General features: G+C 71.4%; 15 protein-coding genes. 3 read left to right on the forward strand and 12 right to left on the reverse strand.

Annotated features, from left to right (window positions below):
- Positions 1 to 9 precede the first annotated feature (9 nt).
- Both ACM9LD_RS09070 and ACM9LD_RS09075 read left to right on the forward strand, forming a co-directional pair.
- Positions 10 to 618 (forward strand): TetR/AcrR family transcriptional regulator, encoded by a 609-nt coding sequence (locus ACM9LD_RS09070; RefSeq protein ID WP_415676349.1) that lies wholly within the window; start codon positions 10 to 12, stop codon positions 616 to 618.
- On the forward strand, positions 615 to 2165 hold the full coding sequence (locus ACM9LD_RS09075) for a glycerol-3-phosphate dehydrogenase/oxidase (RefSeq protein ID WP_415676350.1): 1551 nt from the start codon (positions 615 to 617) through the stop codon (positions 2163 to 2165). Before ACM9LD_RS09070 ends, ACM9LD_RS09075 begins: the two co-directional genes overlap by 4 nt.
- Here ACM9LD_RS09075 and ACM9LD_RS09080 read toward each other — a convergent pair.
- The 7 genes from ACM9LD_RS09080 to ACM9LD_RS09110 are packed head-to-tail and all read right to left on the reverse strand — an operon-like array spanning position 2159 to position 8099.
- On the reverse strand, positions 2159 to 3313 hold the full coding sequence (locus ACM9LD_RS09080; protein WP_415676351.1) for a GTP-binding protein: 1155 nt from the start codon (positions 3311 to 3313) through the stop codon (positions 2159 to 2161). The two genes, ACM9LD_RS09075 and ACM9LD_RS09080, sit on opposite strands and share 7 nt — an antisense overlap.
- 46 nt (positions 3314 to 3359) lie before the next feature.
- Positions 3360 to 3848 carry an SRPBCC family protein gene (locus tag ACM9LD_RS09085; protein WP_415676352.1) on the reverse strand — a complete coding sequence of 163 codons (489 nt, stop codon included), beginning with the start codon at positions 3846 to 3848 and terminating at the stop codon, positions 3360 to 3362.
- On the reverse strand, positions 3845 to 4240 hold the full coding sequence (locus ACM9LD_RS09090) for an ArsR/SmtB family transcription factor (protein WP_415676353.1): 396 nt from the start codon (positions 4238 to 4240) through the stop codon (positions 3845 to 3847). The genes ACM9LD_RS09085 and ACM9LD_RS09090 overlap by 4 nt, the downstream gene beginning before the upstream one ends.
- 33 nt (positions 4241 to 4273) lie before the next feature.
- A complete protein-coding gene (locus tag ACM9LD_RS09095; protein ID WP_415676354.1) occupies positions 4274 to 5314 on the reverse strand; it encodes an Rv2578c family radical SAM protein in 1041 nt (346 codons plus the stop codon).
- A gap of 54 nt (positions 5315 to 5368) precedes the next feature.
- On the reverse strand, positions 5369 to 6061 hold the full coding sequence (locus ACM9LD_RS09100) for a hypothetical protein (RefSeq protein ID WP_415676355.1): 693 nt from the start codon (positions 6059 to 6061) through the stop codon (positions 5369 to 5371).
- 5 nt (positions 6062 to 6066) lie between these two features.
- Positions 6067 to 7365, reverse strand: a complete 1299-nt coding sequence (gene hisS, locus ACM9LD_RS09105; RefSeq protein ID WP_415676356.1) for a histidine--tRNA ligase — start codon at positions 7363 to 7365, stop codon at positions 6067 to 6069.
- The gene (locus ACM9LD_RS09110) at positions 7362 to 8099 is read right to left on the reverse strand and encodes an MBL fold metallo-hydrolase (RefSeq protein ID WP_415676357.1); all 738 of its coding nucleotides are present in this window, start codon (positions 8097 to 8099) and stop codon (positions 7362 to 7364) included. Before ACM9LD_RS09110 ends, hisS begins: the two co-directional genes overlap by 4 nt.
- 108 nt (positions 8100 to 8207) lie before the next feature.
- Between ACM9LD_RS09110 and ACM9LD_RS09115 the strand changes: the two genes are divergently transcribed.
- On the forward strand, positions 8208 to 9341 hold the full coding sequence (locus ACM9LD_RS09115) for a peptidylprolyl isomerase (protein WP_415676358.1): 1134 nt from the start codon (positions 8208 to 8210) through the stop codon (positions 9339 to 9341).
- A gap of 74 nt (positions 9342 to 9415) precedes the next feature.
- Here the strand turns inward: ACM9LD_RS09115 and ACM9LD_RS09120 are convergent, their stop codons facing one another.
- The 5 genes from ACM9LD_RS09120 to yajC form a co-directional block, all read right to left on the reverse strand.
- The gene (locus ACM9LD_RS09120) at positions 9416 to 11752 is read right to left on the reverse strand and encodes a RelA/SpoT family protein (protein WP_415676359.1); all 2337 of its coding nucleotides are present in this window, start codon (positions 11750 to 11752) and stop codon (positions 9416 to 9418) included.
- Positions 11753 to 11791: 39 nt separating this feature from the next.
- Positions 11792 to 12352: an adenine phosphoribosyltransferase gene (locus tag ACM9LD_RS09125; protein WP_415676360.1), complete on the reverse strand. Its 561-nt coding sequence runs from the start codon at positions 12350 to 12352 to the stop codon at positions 11792 to 11794.
- A complete protein-coding gene (secF, locus tag ACM9LD_RS09130; protein ID WP_415676361.1) occupies positions 12345 to 13481 on the reverse strand; it encodes a protein translocase subunit SecF in 1137 nt (378 codons plus the stop codon). Before secF ends, ACM9LD_RS09125 begins: the two co-directional genes overlap by 8 nt.
- A complete protein-coding gene (gene secD / locus ACM9LD_RS09135) occupies positions 13478 to 15040 on the reverse strand; it encodes a protein translocase subunit SecD (protein WP_415676362.1) in 1563 nt (520 codons plus the stop codon). The genes secF and secD overlap by 4 nt, the downstream gene beginning before the upstream one ends.
- Before the next feature lie 83 nt (positions 15041 to 15123).
- Positions 15124 to 15462: a preprotein translocase subunit YajC gene (yajC, locus tag ACM9LD_RS09140; protein WP_415676363.1), complete on the reverse strand. Its 339-nt coding sequence runs from the start codon at positions 15460 to 15462 to the stop codon at positions 15124 to 15126.
- Positions 15463 to 15509 lie beyond the last annotated feature (47 nt).

Raw genomic sequence — 15509 nt, forward strand, 5'->3', positions numbered from 1 at the left:
TTTGTACACATGATGTCGCAGGATCTCAATCCTCGGGGAGCGTCGACGCGCGGCCCCGCCAACGCCGTCGACGACGAGCTGATCCTCGACGCCGCGCGCGACCTGATGTCCACCATCGGGATCCGCCGCACCACCATGGCCGACGTCGCCCGCACCGCGCAGGTCTCCCGCGCCACCCTCTACCGCCGCTACCCGAACGTGCAGGCCCTGGCCGCCGCGGTCACCACCCGCGAGTTCGTCGCCGCCCTCTCGTCGATGGGTCTGTTCGACGGGGCCACCGGCCGCGAGACCCTCGCGCGGACCGTCGTGCACGTGACCGCCGCGGCGCGCTCGCACCCGCTGCTGCGGCGCATCGTCGAGCTCGATCCCGAGTTCCTCATGCCCTACCTGCTGCACCGCACCGGCCGCACCTCGCGCGCCCAGCTGGAGGCCATCACGGGCGGGATCGCCGCCGGGCAGGCCGACGGCAGCGTTCGCGCCGGGGAGCCCGCCGAGCTGGCGGCCGTCGTGCTCCAGCTCGCCTGGTCGTCCGCGCTCACCGGCCCGGTGTTCACCGAGTCCGCCGATCTCCTCGACGCCCAGCTGTTCGACCTCATCGACCGGTACCTGGCGCCGTGACCGCGACCGTCGAGTCGATCGATCCCGCCTCGCGCCTGTCGGCGGCCCGCCGCTCCGCCGACCTCTCCGCGCTGACGGCCGATCCCTCCGTCGACCTGCTGGTCATCGGCGGCGGCGTCACCGGCACCGGCGTCGCGCTCGACGCGGCGAGCCGCGGGCTGCGCGTCGCACTCGTCGAGAAGCACGACCTCGCCTTCGGCACGAGCCGCTGGTCCTCGAAGCTCGTGCACGGCGGTCTGCGCTACCTCGCGTCCGGCGCCGTCGGCATCGCCTACGAGAGCGCCGTGGAACGCGACGCCCTGATCCGGGTCATCGCGCCGCACCTCACGCGCCCCCTCCCGCAGGTCGTGCCGCTGCTCGGCGATGTCCGTCGCCGCGACGCCGCGCTCACCCGCGTCGGCTTCCTGGCCGGGGACGCGTTGCGCCTGGCCGCCCGCACCCCGTCGTCCGAGCTGGCCCGGTCGCGCCGCATCTCCGCAGGAGAGGTCATCGCGATGGCCCCGACGGTGCGTCGCGCGGGCCTGCGCGGCGGCCTCCTCAACTGGGACTGCCAGCTCACCGACGACGCCCGGCTCACCGTGGGCATCGCCCGCACCGCCGCGGGCCGCGGCGCGGCGATCCTCACCCACTGCGCCGCCTCGCAGGTCACGGGCACCGCCGCCACGATCACCGACGGGCTGACCGGCCACTCGGTGACCGTCCGCGCGAAGGCCGTGGTCAACGCGACCGGCGTGTGGTCGGGCACCGTCGACCCGGCGATCACGCTGCGGCCCAGCCGCGGCACGCATCTCGTGTTCCGGCAGGAGAGTTTCGGCGGGCTCACCGCGGGCCTGACGGTGCCCGTGCCCGGCGCCTTCGGCCGGTACGTCTTCGCGCTGCCGCAGCCGGACGGGCGGGTCTACGTGGGCCTCACGGACGAGGAGGCCGACGGCCCGCTCCCCGACGTGCCGACGCCGTCCGACGACGAGATCGACTTCCTGCTCGCGACGGTGAATCTGGCCCTCGGCACGCCGCTGACCCGCGACGACGTCGTCGGAACCTTCGCCGGCCTGCGCCCGCTGCTCGATTCCGGCGCCGGGCAGACCGCCGACGTCTCCCGCAAGCACGCGGTGCTCACCCGCGGCGACGGCCTCGTGACCGTCGTCGGCGGCAAGCTCACGACGTACCGCCGGATGGCGGAGGACGCGGTCGACGCCGCGCTGGCGACCTCGGGCCTGACCGCCGGTCCCTGCGTCACCCGGGACCTGCCGCTGGTCGGCGCCGCGACGCGGGACGCCCTACGGCGCGTCGACGCCCCGGAGCGGCTGGTCCGCGCCTACGGCGCCGAGGCCCCCGTCGTCGTCGCGCTCGGCGCGGCCGATCCGGCGCTCGCCGCGCCGGTCGCCGACGGTACCGAGATCACCGGCGCGGAATTGGCGTTCGGCGCGCTCGTCGAGGGCGCGATCACCGCCGAGGACCTGCTCGAGCGCCGCACGCGCCTGTCGCTCATCCCGGAGGTCGCGGCGGCGGCCACGGGCGCCGCGCAGGCCGCGCTCGCGGCTCAGTGACGGTGCGCCGGAACGTTCCACGCCGGTAGCCGGTCCGGGTACTCGATCCAAGCGGCGGGCCCCTCGGCGACCTCGTCGTCGGTGAGCAGCGCGCGGTCGAGCAGGGCCCGCATCCGCTCGGCGTCGAGGCGCACGCCGATGAAGACCAACTCCTGCTGCGGCGCACCGTCGACCTGGGACCAGTAGGCGGCGGGCTCGATGGTGAGATTGGGCCCGGCCTGGGACCAGACGCCGACCAGGTCGGGACGGCTCGCGATCCAGCAGAAGCCCTTGCTCCGGAGCACCGCCCGCACCTCCGCCAGCGACTCGAGCAGCCGCTGCGGATGGAACGGCCGGTCGGCCCGGTAGGCGGTCGAGGAGATGCCGTACTCCTCCGTCTCGGGCGTGTGGCCGCCGATCACCTCGTCGTCCCATCCGGCGACGGACGACGCGGCCTCGTGATCGAACAGGCCGGTGCCGATCACCTCGGCGACCGCGATCTCGCCGCGCGGCAGCGGCCGCACCCGCGCCCGTGGATTGAGCCGCCGCACGGTCGCCTCGACCGCGCCGCCGGCCGCGGCGGACACCAGATCCAGCTTGCTGATGAGCACGACGTCGGCGAATTCGACCTGGTCGATGAGCAGGTCGGCGATCGAGCGCTCGTCGCCCTCGGCGGCGCCGAGTCCGCGCTGCGCAAGACTGGAACCGCGGGCGATCTCGCCGAGGAACGTGCTGGCGTCGACCACGGTGACCATCGTGTCGAGAACGGCGAGGTCGCCGAGGCGGCTGCCGTCGTCGAAGGTCCAGTCGAACGTCGCGGCCACGGGCATCGGCTCGGAGATGCCGGTGGATTCGATGACGAGGTGGTCGAAGCGGGGCTCCCCCTCGGGGGTGCGCTGCCGCGCGATCGCCCCGACGGCGTCGACGAGGTCCTCGCGCAGGGTGCAGCAGATGCACCCGTTGCTGAGCTCGACGAGCTTCTCCTCGGTGCGATCGAAGCCGCCGAGATCGACCAGGGCGGCGTCGACGTTGACCTCGCTCATGTCGTTGACGATCACCGCGACGCGCAGGCCGTCGCGATTGGTCAGGAGGTGGTTGAGCAGCGTGGTCTTGCCGGCGCCGAGGAAGCCGGAGAGGACGGTGACGGGCAGTGGGGCTGAGTCGGTCATGCCACTAATAGTAATAGTTTTCATTAGTGGCGCGAGGGCGGCCCCGTCACTCGCCGCCGTAGTGCGCCGACATCGCCGGGAAATGGTCCTCGAAATCCGGTGCCGCACCGCCGGTCTCGGCGGCGACGAGGGCGTCGAGGTAGTACTCCCAGCCCGGTCCGACCTCGGCCGCATTGGCCGCGGCGTCGAGGTGATGGACGAAGGTGAGCCGAGTCCGATCCCCGTCCCGCTCGACGAGCGCCTCGAGGTTCCACTCGCCGTACTCGTCCTTGGCGTGCACGCCGAGCCGGCGGGGCGGCTCGCACGCCGTGATGGTCATCAGCATGACGGGGGCGCCCTCCTCGAAGCCCATCGTCACCTGAACCACGGATCCGACGCCGGGCTCACCCGTCCAGGGGCCGAACCACCGCGCCGTCCGCTCCGGCTCCGTGATCGAGGCCCAGACGTCGTCGACGCCGGCGTCGAAGTACCGCTCGAGAATCAGGTCGCGCCCGCCGTCCGTCGGCTCCACGCGCCCCGTCGCCCGCTTGGTCATGCCGTTCCCCGTTCTCGCGTCCCGTCGATCTCCATCTCACCCGCAGCGTCGGCCGCACGGGCGGTGTCGCGCCGCGTGCGGCGGACCTCGGTGTCCAGCGCGGGCGAGGCGAGCAGGCCCGCGAGCCGGGCGGGGCCGCGGACCCGCGCCAGCCAGCCGTCGACCTCGTCGAGCGCGGCGAGCCGCAGCGCGTAGGTCCGCTCGCGCCCGTCCTCGCCCGACGGTCCGCCCTCGACGACGCCCGCGTCGCGGAGCACGCGCAGATGCCGGCTGACCGCCGGGCGGCTGATGTCGAACTCGGCGGCGACCTGCCCCGCGGTCATCGGAGACGCACTCAGCAGCACCACGATCCGGCGTCGCACCGGGTCGGCAATGGCCGCGAAGACGCTCACCCCAGAAGCGTAACGCGTTGGTTACGCACCTGTCTAGAAGAGCGACTCCTGCAGGTCCGGCGCGGCGGAGCCGTGGACCCGCGGGGTGCGCGGGGCACGCTGCGGCGGGCTCGCGTACGGATCCTCCAGGCGCAGCAGCCCGAACTCCTCGAGCATCGGCGTGACGCGGGCGCGCAGGTGCGTGCGGTAGTCGGCCGAGACCCGGCCGGCGGAGCCGTACAGCTGGCGGTAGCGCCGCACCAGCATCGGGTGGTTCTCCGACAGCCACCCGAGGAACCAGTCCCGGTACCGCCCCGTGAGATTCAGCGCCATGACCGAGGCGCTGGCCGCCCCGGCGTCCGCGAGCGCCGCGATCAGCGCCCGCAGCGAAGCCGCGTCGTCGGTGAGATACGGCACGACCGGCGCGACCATGACGTGACAGTCGAAGCCCGCGTCCGCAATGGCCCGGATGAGCTCCAACCGGGCCTCGGGCTTCGGCGTCCCGGGTTCGAGCGAGCGCTGCAGCTCCGCGTCGAGCAGCGCAAGCGACACGGACAGCTGCACCGGCACGCGCGTCGCGGCCGTGGTGAGCAGCGGCAGGTCGCGCCGCAGCAGCGTGCCCTTGGTGAGGATCGAGATCGGCGAGCCCGCGCCGGCCAGCGCCCCGATGACGCCGGGCATGAGCCGGTACCGCCCCTCGGCGCGCTGGTACGGGTCCGTGTTGGTGCCGAGCGCCACCGGCTCGCCCTTCCACGACGCGCGGCGCAGCTCCTTCTTGAGCACCGAGACGAGATTCGTCTTCACCACGATCTGCGAGTCGAAATCGCCGCCGGCGTCGAACTCGAGGTACTCGTGGCTCGACCGGGCGAAGCAGTACGTGCACGCGTGGGTGCACCCGCGGTACGGATTGACGGTCCAGGAGAAGGGCATCGCCGAGGACTCCGGAAGCTTGTTCAGCGCGCTCTTGCAGAGCACCTCGTGAAAGGTGATGCCCTCGAACTCCGGCGTCGTGACCGTGCGCCCCACGCCCTCGAGGCCGGGCAGCGCACGCACGCCCGAACCGGCATCACTCAGCAGCTGACCGTCCCATCGCACACCGCTAGTCGAACATTTTGTTCGAGAACAGTCAAGCGTTCGAACACCGCGCGTCTACCACGGCGGCCGGGCGATCTCGTCCACCTCGTCGGCCGTGAAGACCAGCTCCTCGGCGCCCCCGACCTCCCGCGCGATCCCCGCCGCGCGGAACAGCGGGCGGTCGCGCATCGGCATCGACGAGGCCTGCGACCGCGACTGCTCCGCGAGCACCCGCCCGATGTCGCGTACCCCCGCGCGCCGGTTGCGCTCCAGCGCCTCCGCGAGCCGGCGGGTGCCCAGCATCGGCAGTTCGCGGCCGCGCACCCGGCCCCGGCCGGGTCCCTCGTACAGGGCGACCGGGAGGCGCACCGTCGTCCTCCCGTGCCGGATGCGCAGCGAGACCTGCGCGAACCGCGCCACCTCGGCGACGAGGTCGACCTCGTCGGCGTCCATGAGGTTCACCCGCTGCGTGCGGAGCGTCCGCCGGGTGAGCACGCGGTGGTCGAGCACCACGCGCCGCCGCGCGACGCCGAGGTACCCGCCCAGGCCCGGCGCGGCCCCGGCGAGCAGTACCGCGATGCCCCACACCGGCCCTGCCACGACGGCCACGACGACGGCGACCACGACGGTCACCAGCAGCCCCACCGCCACCGCGCGGCGCACCTTCGGCAGCACCACGCGGGGCGGGATCAGATCCACATCGACGGCGTCCTCCGCGCTCAGCTCCCGCGGATCGCGGGCGCCGGGCTCGGCGGGACTGGACGACACGCGGGCTACCCTGCGCTCTCGGCGCTCTCGGTCACGATCACGTCCACGACGGTATCGATCGGGAGCGCGCGCTGCTCCCCCTTCGCCAGATCCTTGACCATGACGACGCCCTGCTCGAGCTCCGCGTCCCCCAGGATCAGCGCGAAGCGGGCGCCCGACCGGTCCGCGGCCTTCATCGCGCCCTTCATGGCGCGGTTGCCGTAGGCCATGTCGGAGGCGACGCCTGCCAGGCGCAGGCGGCCGAGCAGCGGCACCATGGCGTCGCGCGCGGCGTCCCCGAGCGGCACTCCGAAGGCGACCACGCGGGGCGCCGCCGGTGCGCGCTTGCCCTCCGCCGTGAGCGCGAGGAGCGTGCGGTCGACGCCGAGCCCGAAGCCGACGCCGGTGACGCCCTCGCGGCCGCCGAGCTGCTCGACGAGGCCGTCGTAGCGGCCGCCGCCGCCGATGCCCGACTGGGCGCCGAGGCCGTCGTGGACGAACTCGAAGCAGGTCTTGGTGTAGTAGTCGAGCCCGCGCACCAGCCGGGGATTCACGACGTAGGGCACGCCCAGGGCGTCGAGGTAGCCCAGCACCTTCTCGAAGTGCTCCTTCGGCTCCGGCGTGAGGTTGTCGATCATGAGCGGCGCGTCGGCGGTCATCGCCTTGACCTCGGGCCGCTTGTCGTCGAGCACCCGCAGCGGGTTGATCTCGGCGCGCCGCCGGGTCTCCTCGTCGAGGTCGAGCGCGAAGAGGAACTCCTGGAGTTTCGCGCGGTACTGCGGGCGGCACGTCGCGTCGCCGAGGCTCGAGACCTCCAGCCGGAAGCCGTCGAGGCCGACGCTGCGGTAGGCCCGGTCCGCCACGGCGATCACCTCGGCGTCCAGCGCCGGGTCGTCCACGCCGATGGCCTCCATACCCACCTGCTGCAGCTGCCGGTAGCGCCCCTCCTGGGGACGCTCGTACCGGAAGAACGGGCCCGCGTAGGCGGCCTTCACCGGCAGCTGACCACGGTCGAGGCCGTGCTGCAGCACCGCGCGGACCACGCCCGCGGTGCCCTCGGGGCGTAGCGTCACCGAGCGGTCGCCGCGGTCGGCGAAGGTGTACATCTCCTTCGCGACCACGTCCGTCGACTCGCCTACTCCCCGCGCGAACAGCGTGGTGTCCTCGAAGATCGGCAGCTCGATGTAGCCGTACCCCGCCTCGGCGGTCGCCCGCAGCAGGGCGGTGCGCACGGCGAGGAAGTCGGCGGAGCTGTTCTTCTCCCCCGACGGCACCGGGATGTAGTCGGGAATGCCCTTGGGAGCCTGGAAGCTACCGGCGCTCACAGTCCGAATCGTCCTTTCCGCTCACCCGGCGTCTGGGTGCCGGTGAGGCCCTGCAGGAACGGGTTCGACGCCCGCTCCCGTCCGATGGTGGTGGCGGGTCCGTGCCCGGGCAGGACGACGGTGTCGTCCCGCAGGGGCAGCAGCGTCGCCGCGATGGATTCGAGGAGCCGCTCGTGGCTGCCGCCCGGCAGGTCGGTGCGGCCGATCGAGCCCTGGAACAGCACGTCGCCGTCGAAGGCGACGGTGACCGTCTCCCCCTCGACGGGCGCACCGGCACCGTCGACCGCGGGGGCCTCGACGGTGAAGACGATCGAGCCCGCGGAATGGCCGGGCGCGTGGTCGACGCCGAAGGTGATCCCGGCGAGGGTGATGGGCTCGCCGTCGACGAGGTCGATGACCTTCTGCGGCTCGACGAAGACCTGGTCGCCGATCATCGCGCCGAGCGCGGCGCCGATCCCGACGGCGGGGTCCGCGAGCATCGGGCGGTCGGCTTCGTGGATGTGCACGGGGATGCCGTACTCGTCGGCGAAGGGCTGCGCGGTCCACGTGTGGTCGAGGTGACCGTGGGTGAGCAGGACCGCGACCGGGTTCAGGCGATGCTCGGCCAGCAGCTGCTTGAGGGGCTCGACGGCGTCCTGACCGGGGTCGATGACGACGGCGTCGGAGCCCGGACCGGCTGCGACGACGTAGCAATTGGTCTGGAACACCCCCGCGGGGAATCCGGTGATCAGCATCCGACCATTGTGGCACCAGACCCGGTGACGGCGTCTATCAGGTTTAGCTGGCAGACTTGGCGATCAGTTGTGCCCGCCGGATGTCGGTAATGAGGAGGTCGTCACACCGTGCCGAGCAATGAGGAACGCCGCCAGGCAGCCCGCGAGAAGCTGGCCAAGCAGAACGAGCGGCGTGAGGCCGACGCGCGCAAGCGCAAGGTGAAGGCCATCGGGGCGGGTGTCGCCGTGGTGGCGGTGGCCGCTGTCGTCGCCGCCTACATCTGGGTCCCGGCGGGCCCGCGGGCGCCGTTGCGCGTCGCAGCGGAGAACAAGTTCAAGTCGCTCCACGTGACCTGTGACTTCGGCGACCGGGATCCGGCCGCCGACGCGCGCAAGAACATCGACTCGCAGAAGAAGCAGATCGCGACGATGCGCACCCAGATCGCCGACGCGCAGAAGCGCCTGCCGACGATGCCGGCGGATCAGCAGGCCTCCTTCAAGCAGCAGATCGACGCGGCGATCGAGCAGACCGACGCCTCGGAGAAGACGATCGCCGAGGCGGAGAAGCAGCTGCCGCAGCTGGACAAGCTCGCCGAGCGCAACAAGTCGCTCACCAAGCCCGAGGGCAAGGACGTTCCGAACACCGGCACCATGACGGGCACCATCACGACGAACGCCGGCCCGATCGGCTTCGAGCTCGATCGCTCGAAGGCGCCGTGCAACGTGGAGACCTTCGTCGCGCTGATGCAGGCCAAGTTCTTCGACGCCACGACCTGCCACCGCGAGACGGCCAGCGAAGCCGCCGACAAGAAGAGCGGCCTCTACGTGCTGCAGTGCGGCGACCCGTCGGCCACCGGCCTCGGCGGCCCGAGCTGGACCTCGCCCGACGAAGCGCCGAAGTTCCTCAAGCCCGCGACCGCGGAGGCCAACCCGATGGCGGCCTCGCAGAACGTGATCTACCCGGCCGGGACGATCGCCGTCGCGAACGCGAACCAGCAGTCGAACCCGCAGACGGGCCAGGAGGGCACGTACAACACCGGCTCGAGCCAGTTCTTCCTCGTCTACAAGGACACCACGCTGCCCGCGAACTACTCGGTCATCGGCAAGACCGACGACGCGGGGCTGACCGTGCTGCAGATGATCGCCAAGAAGGGCATCGTCCCGAAGCCGGGCGACCCGGCCCCGAAGCCGGGCACCCCCGTCACCGACGGCAAGCCGAAGGATCCGGTGAACATCACCACCATGGCCCTCGCCGGCCAGTAGCCGACGCACGAGGAAGGCCCCTGCTGCAGCGGGGGCCTTCGTCATGCGTGGGCGCCGCGACAGGGCCCGGCGGACTACTGCGCGGAGGTCACGCGGTAGACGTCGTAGACGCCCTCCACGTTGCGCACCACGTTGAGCACGTGCCCGAGGTGCTTCGGGTCTCCCATCTCGAAGGTGAAGCGCGACACCGCGACCCGATCGCGCGACGTGGTCACCGACGCGGAGAGGATGTTGACCTTCTCGTCGGCGAGCACCTTCGTCACGTCCGAGAGCAGCCGATGCCGGTCGAGCGCCTCGACCTGGATCGCGACCAGGAACACCGACGACGCGGACGGCGCCCATTTCACGTCGAGGAAACGCTCCGGCTCCTTGCGGAGTTCGGCGACGTTGGTGCAGTCGGTGCGGTGCACGCTGACGCCGCCGCCGCGCGTGACGAAGCCGACGATCTCGTCGCCCGGCACCGGGGTGCAGCACTTGGCGAGCTTCGCGAGCACGCCCGGCTGCCCGGTCACGAGCACGCCCACGTCGGTCGTCGCCGTGGGGCCGGAGATGGTCGACGGGGTGCTGCGCTCCGCGAGCTCCTCCGTGGCCTCCTCGATGCCGCCCAACTGCTCGACCATCCGCTGCACGACGGTGTGCGCCGACACCTGATGCTCGCCCACGGCCGTGTACAGCGCGGAGACGTCCGCGTAGCGCAGCTCCTTGGCGATCCCGGCCATCGACTCCGCGTTCGTCAGGCGCTGCAGCGGGAGGCCCGATCGGCGCACCTCCTTGGCGATGGCGTCGCGCCCGTTCTCCAGCGCCTCCTCGCGGCGCTCCTTGGCGAACCACTGCCGGATCTTGGCCTTGGCCCGCGGGGAGACCACGAACGTCTGCCAGTCGCGCGACGGGCCCGCGTTCTCGGCCTTGCTGGTGAACACCTCGACGACCTCGCCGTTCTCGAGCTTGCGCTCGAGCGCCACGAGCCGGCCGTTCACGCGGGCGCCGATGCACCGGTGGCCGACCTCGGTGTGCACGGCGTACGCGAAGTCCACCGGGGTGCTGCCCGCGGGCAGCGTGATCACGTCACCCTTGGGGGTGAAGACGAAGATCTCCTTGACCGCCAGGTCGTAGCGGAGCGATTCGAGGAACTCCCCCGGGTCCGCGGCCTCCCGCTGCCAGTCGAGGAGCTGACGCATCCACGCCATGTCGTCGACCTCGGTCAGGTCCGAGCCCTTGGCGCCGGCACGCCCCTTGGTCTCCTTGTACCGCCAGTGCGCGGCGATGCCGAACTCGGCCGTGCGGTGCATCTCCCGGGTGCGGATCTGCACCTCGAGCGGCTTGCCCTCCGGGCCGATCACCGTGGTGTGCAGCGACTGGTACACGCCGTAGCGCGGCTGCGCGATGTAGTCCTTGAACCGCCCGGCCATGGGCTGCCACAGCGAGTGCACGACGCCGACGGCGGCGTAGCAGTCGCGCACCTCGTCGCACAGGATCCGCACGCCGACCAGGTCGTGGATGTCGTCGAAGTCGCGGCCCTTGACGATCATCTTCTGGTAGATCGACCAGTAGTGCTTGGGCCGTCCCTGCACGTCGGCGACGATCCGCTGCGCCGCCAGGGCGCCGTTGATCTCTGCGCGCACGGACGCCAGGTAGGTGTCGCGCGACGGTGCGCGGTCGGCCACGAGCCGCACGATCTCGTCGTACTTCTTGGGGTGGAGGATGGCGAAGGCCAGGTCCTCCAGCTCCCACTTCACCGTCGCCATGCCCAGGCGGTGCGCGAGGGGCGCGATCACCTCGAGGGTCTCGCGCGCCTTGCGGGCCTGCTTCTCCGGCGGCAGGAAGCGCATCGTGCGCATGTTGTGCAGCCGGTCCGCGACCTTGATCACGAGCACCCGCGGGTCGCGGGCCATGGCGATGATCATCTTGCGGATGGTCTCGGCCTCGGCGGCGTTGCCGAGGGCCACCTTGTCGAGCTTGGTGACGCCGTCCACGAGGTGCGCCACCTCGGAGCCGAACTCGGCGGTGAGCTGCTCGAGCGTGTACCCGGTGTCCTCGACGGTGTCGTGCAGGAGCGCCGCGACCAGCGTCGTGGTGTCCATGCCCAGCTCGGCGAGGATGGTCGCCACGGCGAGCGGGTGGGTGATGTACGGGTCGCCCGACTTCCGCATCTGGCTGGCGTGCCGCTGTTCCGCGACGTCATAGGCGCGCTCGATCAGCGCGACGTCGGCCTTGGGGTACACCTCGCGGTGCAGCGCCACCAGCGGCTCGAGGACCGGCCGGACGTGGTTGCGGGTGCCCGTCATCCGGCGGGCCAGGCGCGCCCGCACGCGACGCGTGGTGGACCCCGTGGTCTCCAGGTTGGGCGGGGCCGTTTGCGACGCCGCGGCGGGCGTGCCCGCGGCGCCGGAACCCTGAGACTGCAGCGACATGGTGCCTCCCCGCCCGGACGACGTGACTGGACTAGGGATTCAGCCTACCGAGATCGCCGACACCGCGACGGCACCGCCGGGCAATTCCCGCAGTCGCGCCCGTCCCCCGAGCACCTCGAGCTCGAGGACGACCGAGACGCGGTCGACGATCGCGCCCGCGCGGCGCAGCAGCGCGACCGCCGCCGAGACGGTGCCGCCGGTGGCGAGCACGTCGTCGACGATGAGGATCCGCCTGCCCTCCAGCGCGATGCCCTCCGCGGGGATCTCCAGTGCCGCGGAGCCGTATTCGAGCTGGTACTCCTCACGCAGCACGGGCGGCGGCAGCTTGCCGGCCTTCCGCACCGCGAGGGTGCCCACGCCCAGGCGCAGGGCCACGCCGGAACCCAGGAGGAAGCCCCGCGCGTCCAGCCCCGCCACGAGGTCGACGGCGACGTCGCCGTCCGGTCCGCGGCCGGCTGCGGCGAGCCCGTCGATGACGGCGGCGAGTGCGGCACCATCGGCGAAGACCGGCGTGAGGTCCGCGAAGACCACCCCCGGCTCCGGGAAGCCGGCGACGTGCCGCGTGTGCGCGGCGACGGCCGCGCGGGCCGCGTCAGTCACGACGACGGCTGCGCTTGGTCTGCGGGCGGGCCGGCGCCTTGTCGAGCTGCACCGAGCCCGCATCCGTCGCGGCCACCGCGTCGGCGGTCTCCCCCGCCTCGGCGCGCGCCCGGCGGGCCAGCACCTTCTCGTTGTGCGCCTTGTACTGCGGGCGGCGCTCCTTGAGCGTGACCAGCAGCGGCGCCGCGAAGAAGACCGACGAGTAGGTGCCGACCACGACGCCGACCAACTGGATCAGGCCGAGGTCCATGAGCGTGCCGACGCCGAGCATGCCGGCGGCGACGACCATGAGCGCGATGATCGGCAGCGCCGAGATCACGGTCGTGTTGATCGAGCGCATGAGCGTCTGGTTGATCGCGAGGTTCGCCTGCTCGGCGTACGTCCGTCTGCTGGTGTTGAGCACGCCGCGCACGTTCTCCTCGACCTTGTCGAAGACGACGACCGTGTCGTACAGCGAGAAGCCGAGGATCGTGAGCAGGCCGATCACCGTGGCCGGGCTGACCTCGAAACCGGACCAGGCGTACACGCCGGCTGTCACCACCACGTCGAAGAACAGCGACGCGAGCGCGGCGAGCGCCATGTCCCACTCGCGGAAGCGGACCGCGATGTACACCGTGACCAGCACGAGGAAGACCGCGAGCGCGAGCAGGCCGCGCTGGGTGATCTGATCGCCCCAGGTCGAGCTCACGCCCGAGAAGCTGATCGTGTTCTCAGCCGGCTTGCCGTCCTGCGCGGGCGGGTGGAAGGTCTCGAACAGGGCATCGCGCGCCCGCGTGATCTGGTTGTTGTCGAGCTCGGACAGCGCCACCTGGTAGGTCTGCGCCGCGCCGGTGCCGGCCGTCTGCACGGCCGAGGGCTCGACGCCCGTCGCCGAACGCACCGTCTCGCGGACCTTCGCCGTATCGACCTGGGCGCTCCCCACGGGGAACGAGATCTGCGTGCCGCCCTCGAAGTCGATGCTGAACTTGAAGCCGGGGATCAGGATGCCCAGGATGGCGATCACGATGATGACGCCGGTCGCGATGTAGTACCGGTTGCGCTTGCCGACGATGTCGAAGGCGCCGGTACCGGTGTAGAGCTTGGTGAAGAAGGAGGCCTTCTTCTCGCTCTCGATGCTGGTGTCGGTCATGCGGACGCCTCCCCGGTGGTAGCTGCGGCGCGCTTGCGCTCACGGCCGATCGCGGCCACGGCGCCGAGGCCGTTCATCGACGGCTTGGCGAAGAACTCGGTCTTCGACGCGAAGTACACCAGCGGGTGCGTCACGAGGAAGACGATGACGACGTCGAGGATGGTCGACAGGCCGAGCGTGAACGCGAAGCCCTGCACGTCGCCCACGGCCAGCACGTACAGCACGACGGCCGAGAGCAGCGACACCGCGTTGCCGGTCCAGATGGTGCGGCGGGCGCTCGCCCAGCCACGCGGGACCGCGGACCGGAAACTGCGGCCTTCGCGTATCTCGTCCTTGATGCGCTCGAAGTACACGACGAAGGAGTCGGCGGTCATGCCGATGCCGATGATGATGCCGGCGATGCCCGCGAGGTCGAGCGAGTAGCCGATCCACCGGCCCAGCAGCACCAACAGGCCGTAGAGCAGGGCGATCGACAGCGCCAGCGACAGGGCCACGAGCACGCCGAGGGCGCGGTAGTAGGCCAGCGCGTAGATGAGCACGAGGACCAGGCCGATCGCGCCGGCGATGAGGCCGGCCTTGAGGGACTCGAAGCCGAGCGTCGCGCTCACGGTCTGCGCGGTGCCGGGCTTGAACGAGAGCGGCAGCGAGCCGTACTTGAGCACGCCCGCCAGGTCGCCGGCGGTCTGCTGGTTGAAGTCGCCCGTGATCTGGGTCTGGCCGCCGGTGATCGGGCCGTTGATGTTCGGCGCGGTGATGACCTGCGAGTCGAGGACGAAGGCGGCCTGCTTGCCGACGTTCTTCGAGGTGAAGTCCGCCCACACCCGGGAGGCCTCGCCGGTGAACTCGAGGGTCACGACGTACTGGACCTGGTTCTGCGGGATACCCGAGGAGGCGTTCTTGATCGACTGCCCGTCGATGATCGCGGGGCCCAGCGTGTAGACCGAGCTCGGCTGACCCGCCTTGCGCTCGTCGGGCCGGTCGCAGGTGATGAGGGGCTTCGACGGGTCGTCGTTGCCGGCCAGCGGGTCCGACGGGGCGTTGCAGTTGAGGGTCTCGATCGCCTTCTTCTGCACCGCGGGGTCGGTCGACTGGCGCGTGGCGCGCGCCTCGTCGATCGCCTTCTTCGCGGCCGCCGGGTCGGTCAGGTCGGGCGCGGGCGTGTTGACCGCGGGAGCCGCCTGCGTCGCCAGCACGGGGCGCACCTTGAGCTGGGCCGTCTGGCCCAGGGTGCGGGCCTGGTCTCCGTCGGAGCCGGGCACCGTGATGATCAGGTTCCGCCCGCTGATCTTGACCTCGGAGCCGGAGACGCCGAGACCGTTGACGCGCTTGTTGATGATGTCGCGCGCCTGCTCCATCTTGTCGGCTTCGGGGGCCTTCCCGTCCGGCGTGACGGCCTGCAGCACGACGGACGTGCCGCCCTGCAGGTCGATGCCGAGCTTGGGCTTCGGCTCCCGGTCACCGGTGAAGAACACCAGCCCGAACACCGCGAGCAAGATCAGCCCGAAGGCGATGAGGAGCCGCGACTCGGTGCGGTCGCTACTCGATGTTTTCCTGGCCACGGGCGGTTACGACTCCTCGGCGTGGAGAACTTCCCCGGCGGAGGTCCGCCGGAGAAGTTCGTCGGTGGTGACGGTGATGCGGGTCAGCGGTCCTCGGAGCGCTTGTCCAGGTCGATCCGGCCCTCGTCCTCGGTGATGGTCTCGATCGACGGGGCGCCGAGCTCCTCCGGGGTCAGGACCTTCGCGACGGCGCGGCGCACCCAGGTGGTGGTGATGCCGGGGGCGATCTCCAGATCGATGGTGTCCTCGCCGAGGCCGACCACGGTGCCGTAGAGGCCCGTGCTGGTCATGACCTTGGTGCCCACGGTGAGGGCGGCCTGCATCTCCATGGTCTCGTTCATCTGCTTCTTCTGCTTCCGGAACTGGAAGAACATGAAGACGAGCATCAGGACGAGCAGCAGGGGCAGGATCAGGTTCGGCATGGTTCTCCTCGGTGGTGTGGCCGCGGACGCTCCGCAGCCTCGCCGCC

Origin of the sequence: Tsukamurella hominis, assembly GCF_965137015.1 — a bacterium.
Lineage (GTDB): Bacteria > Actinomycetota > Actinomycetes > Mycobacteriales > Mycobacteriaceae > Tsukamurella > Tsukamurella hominis.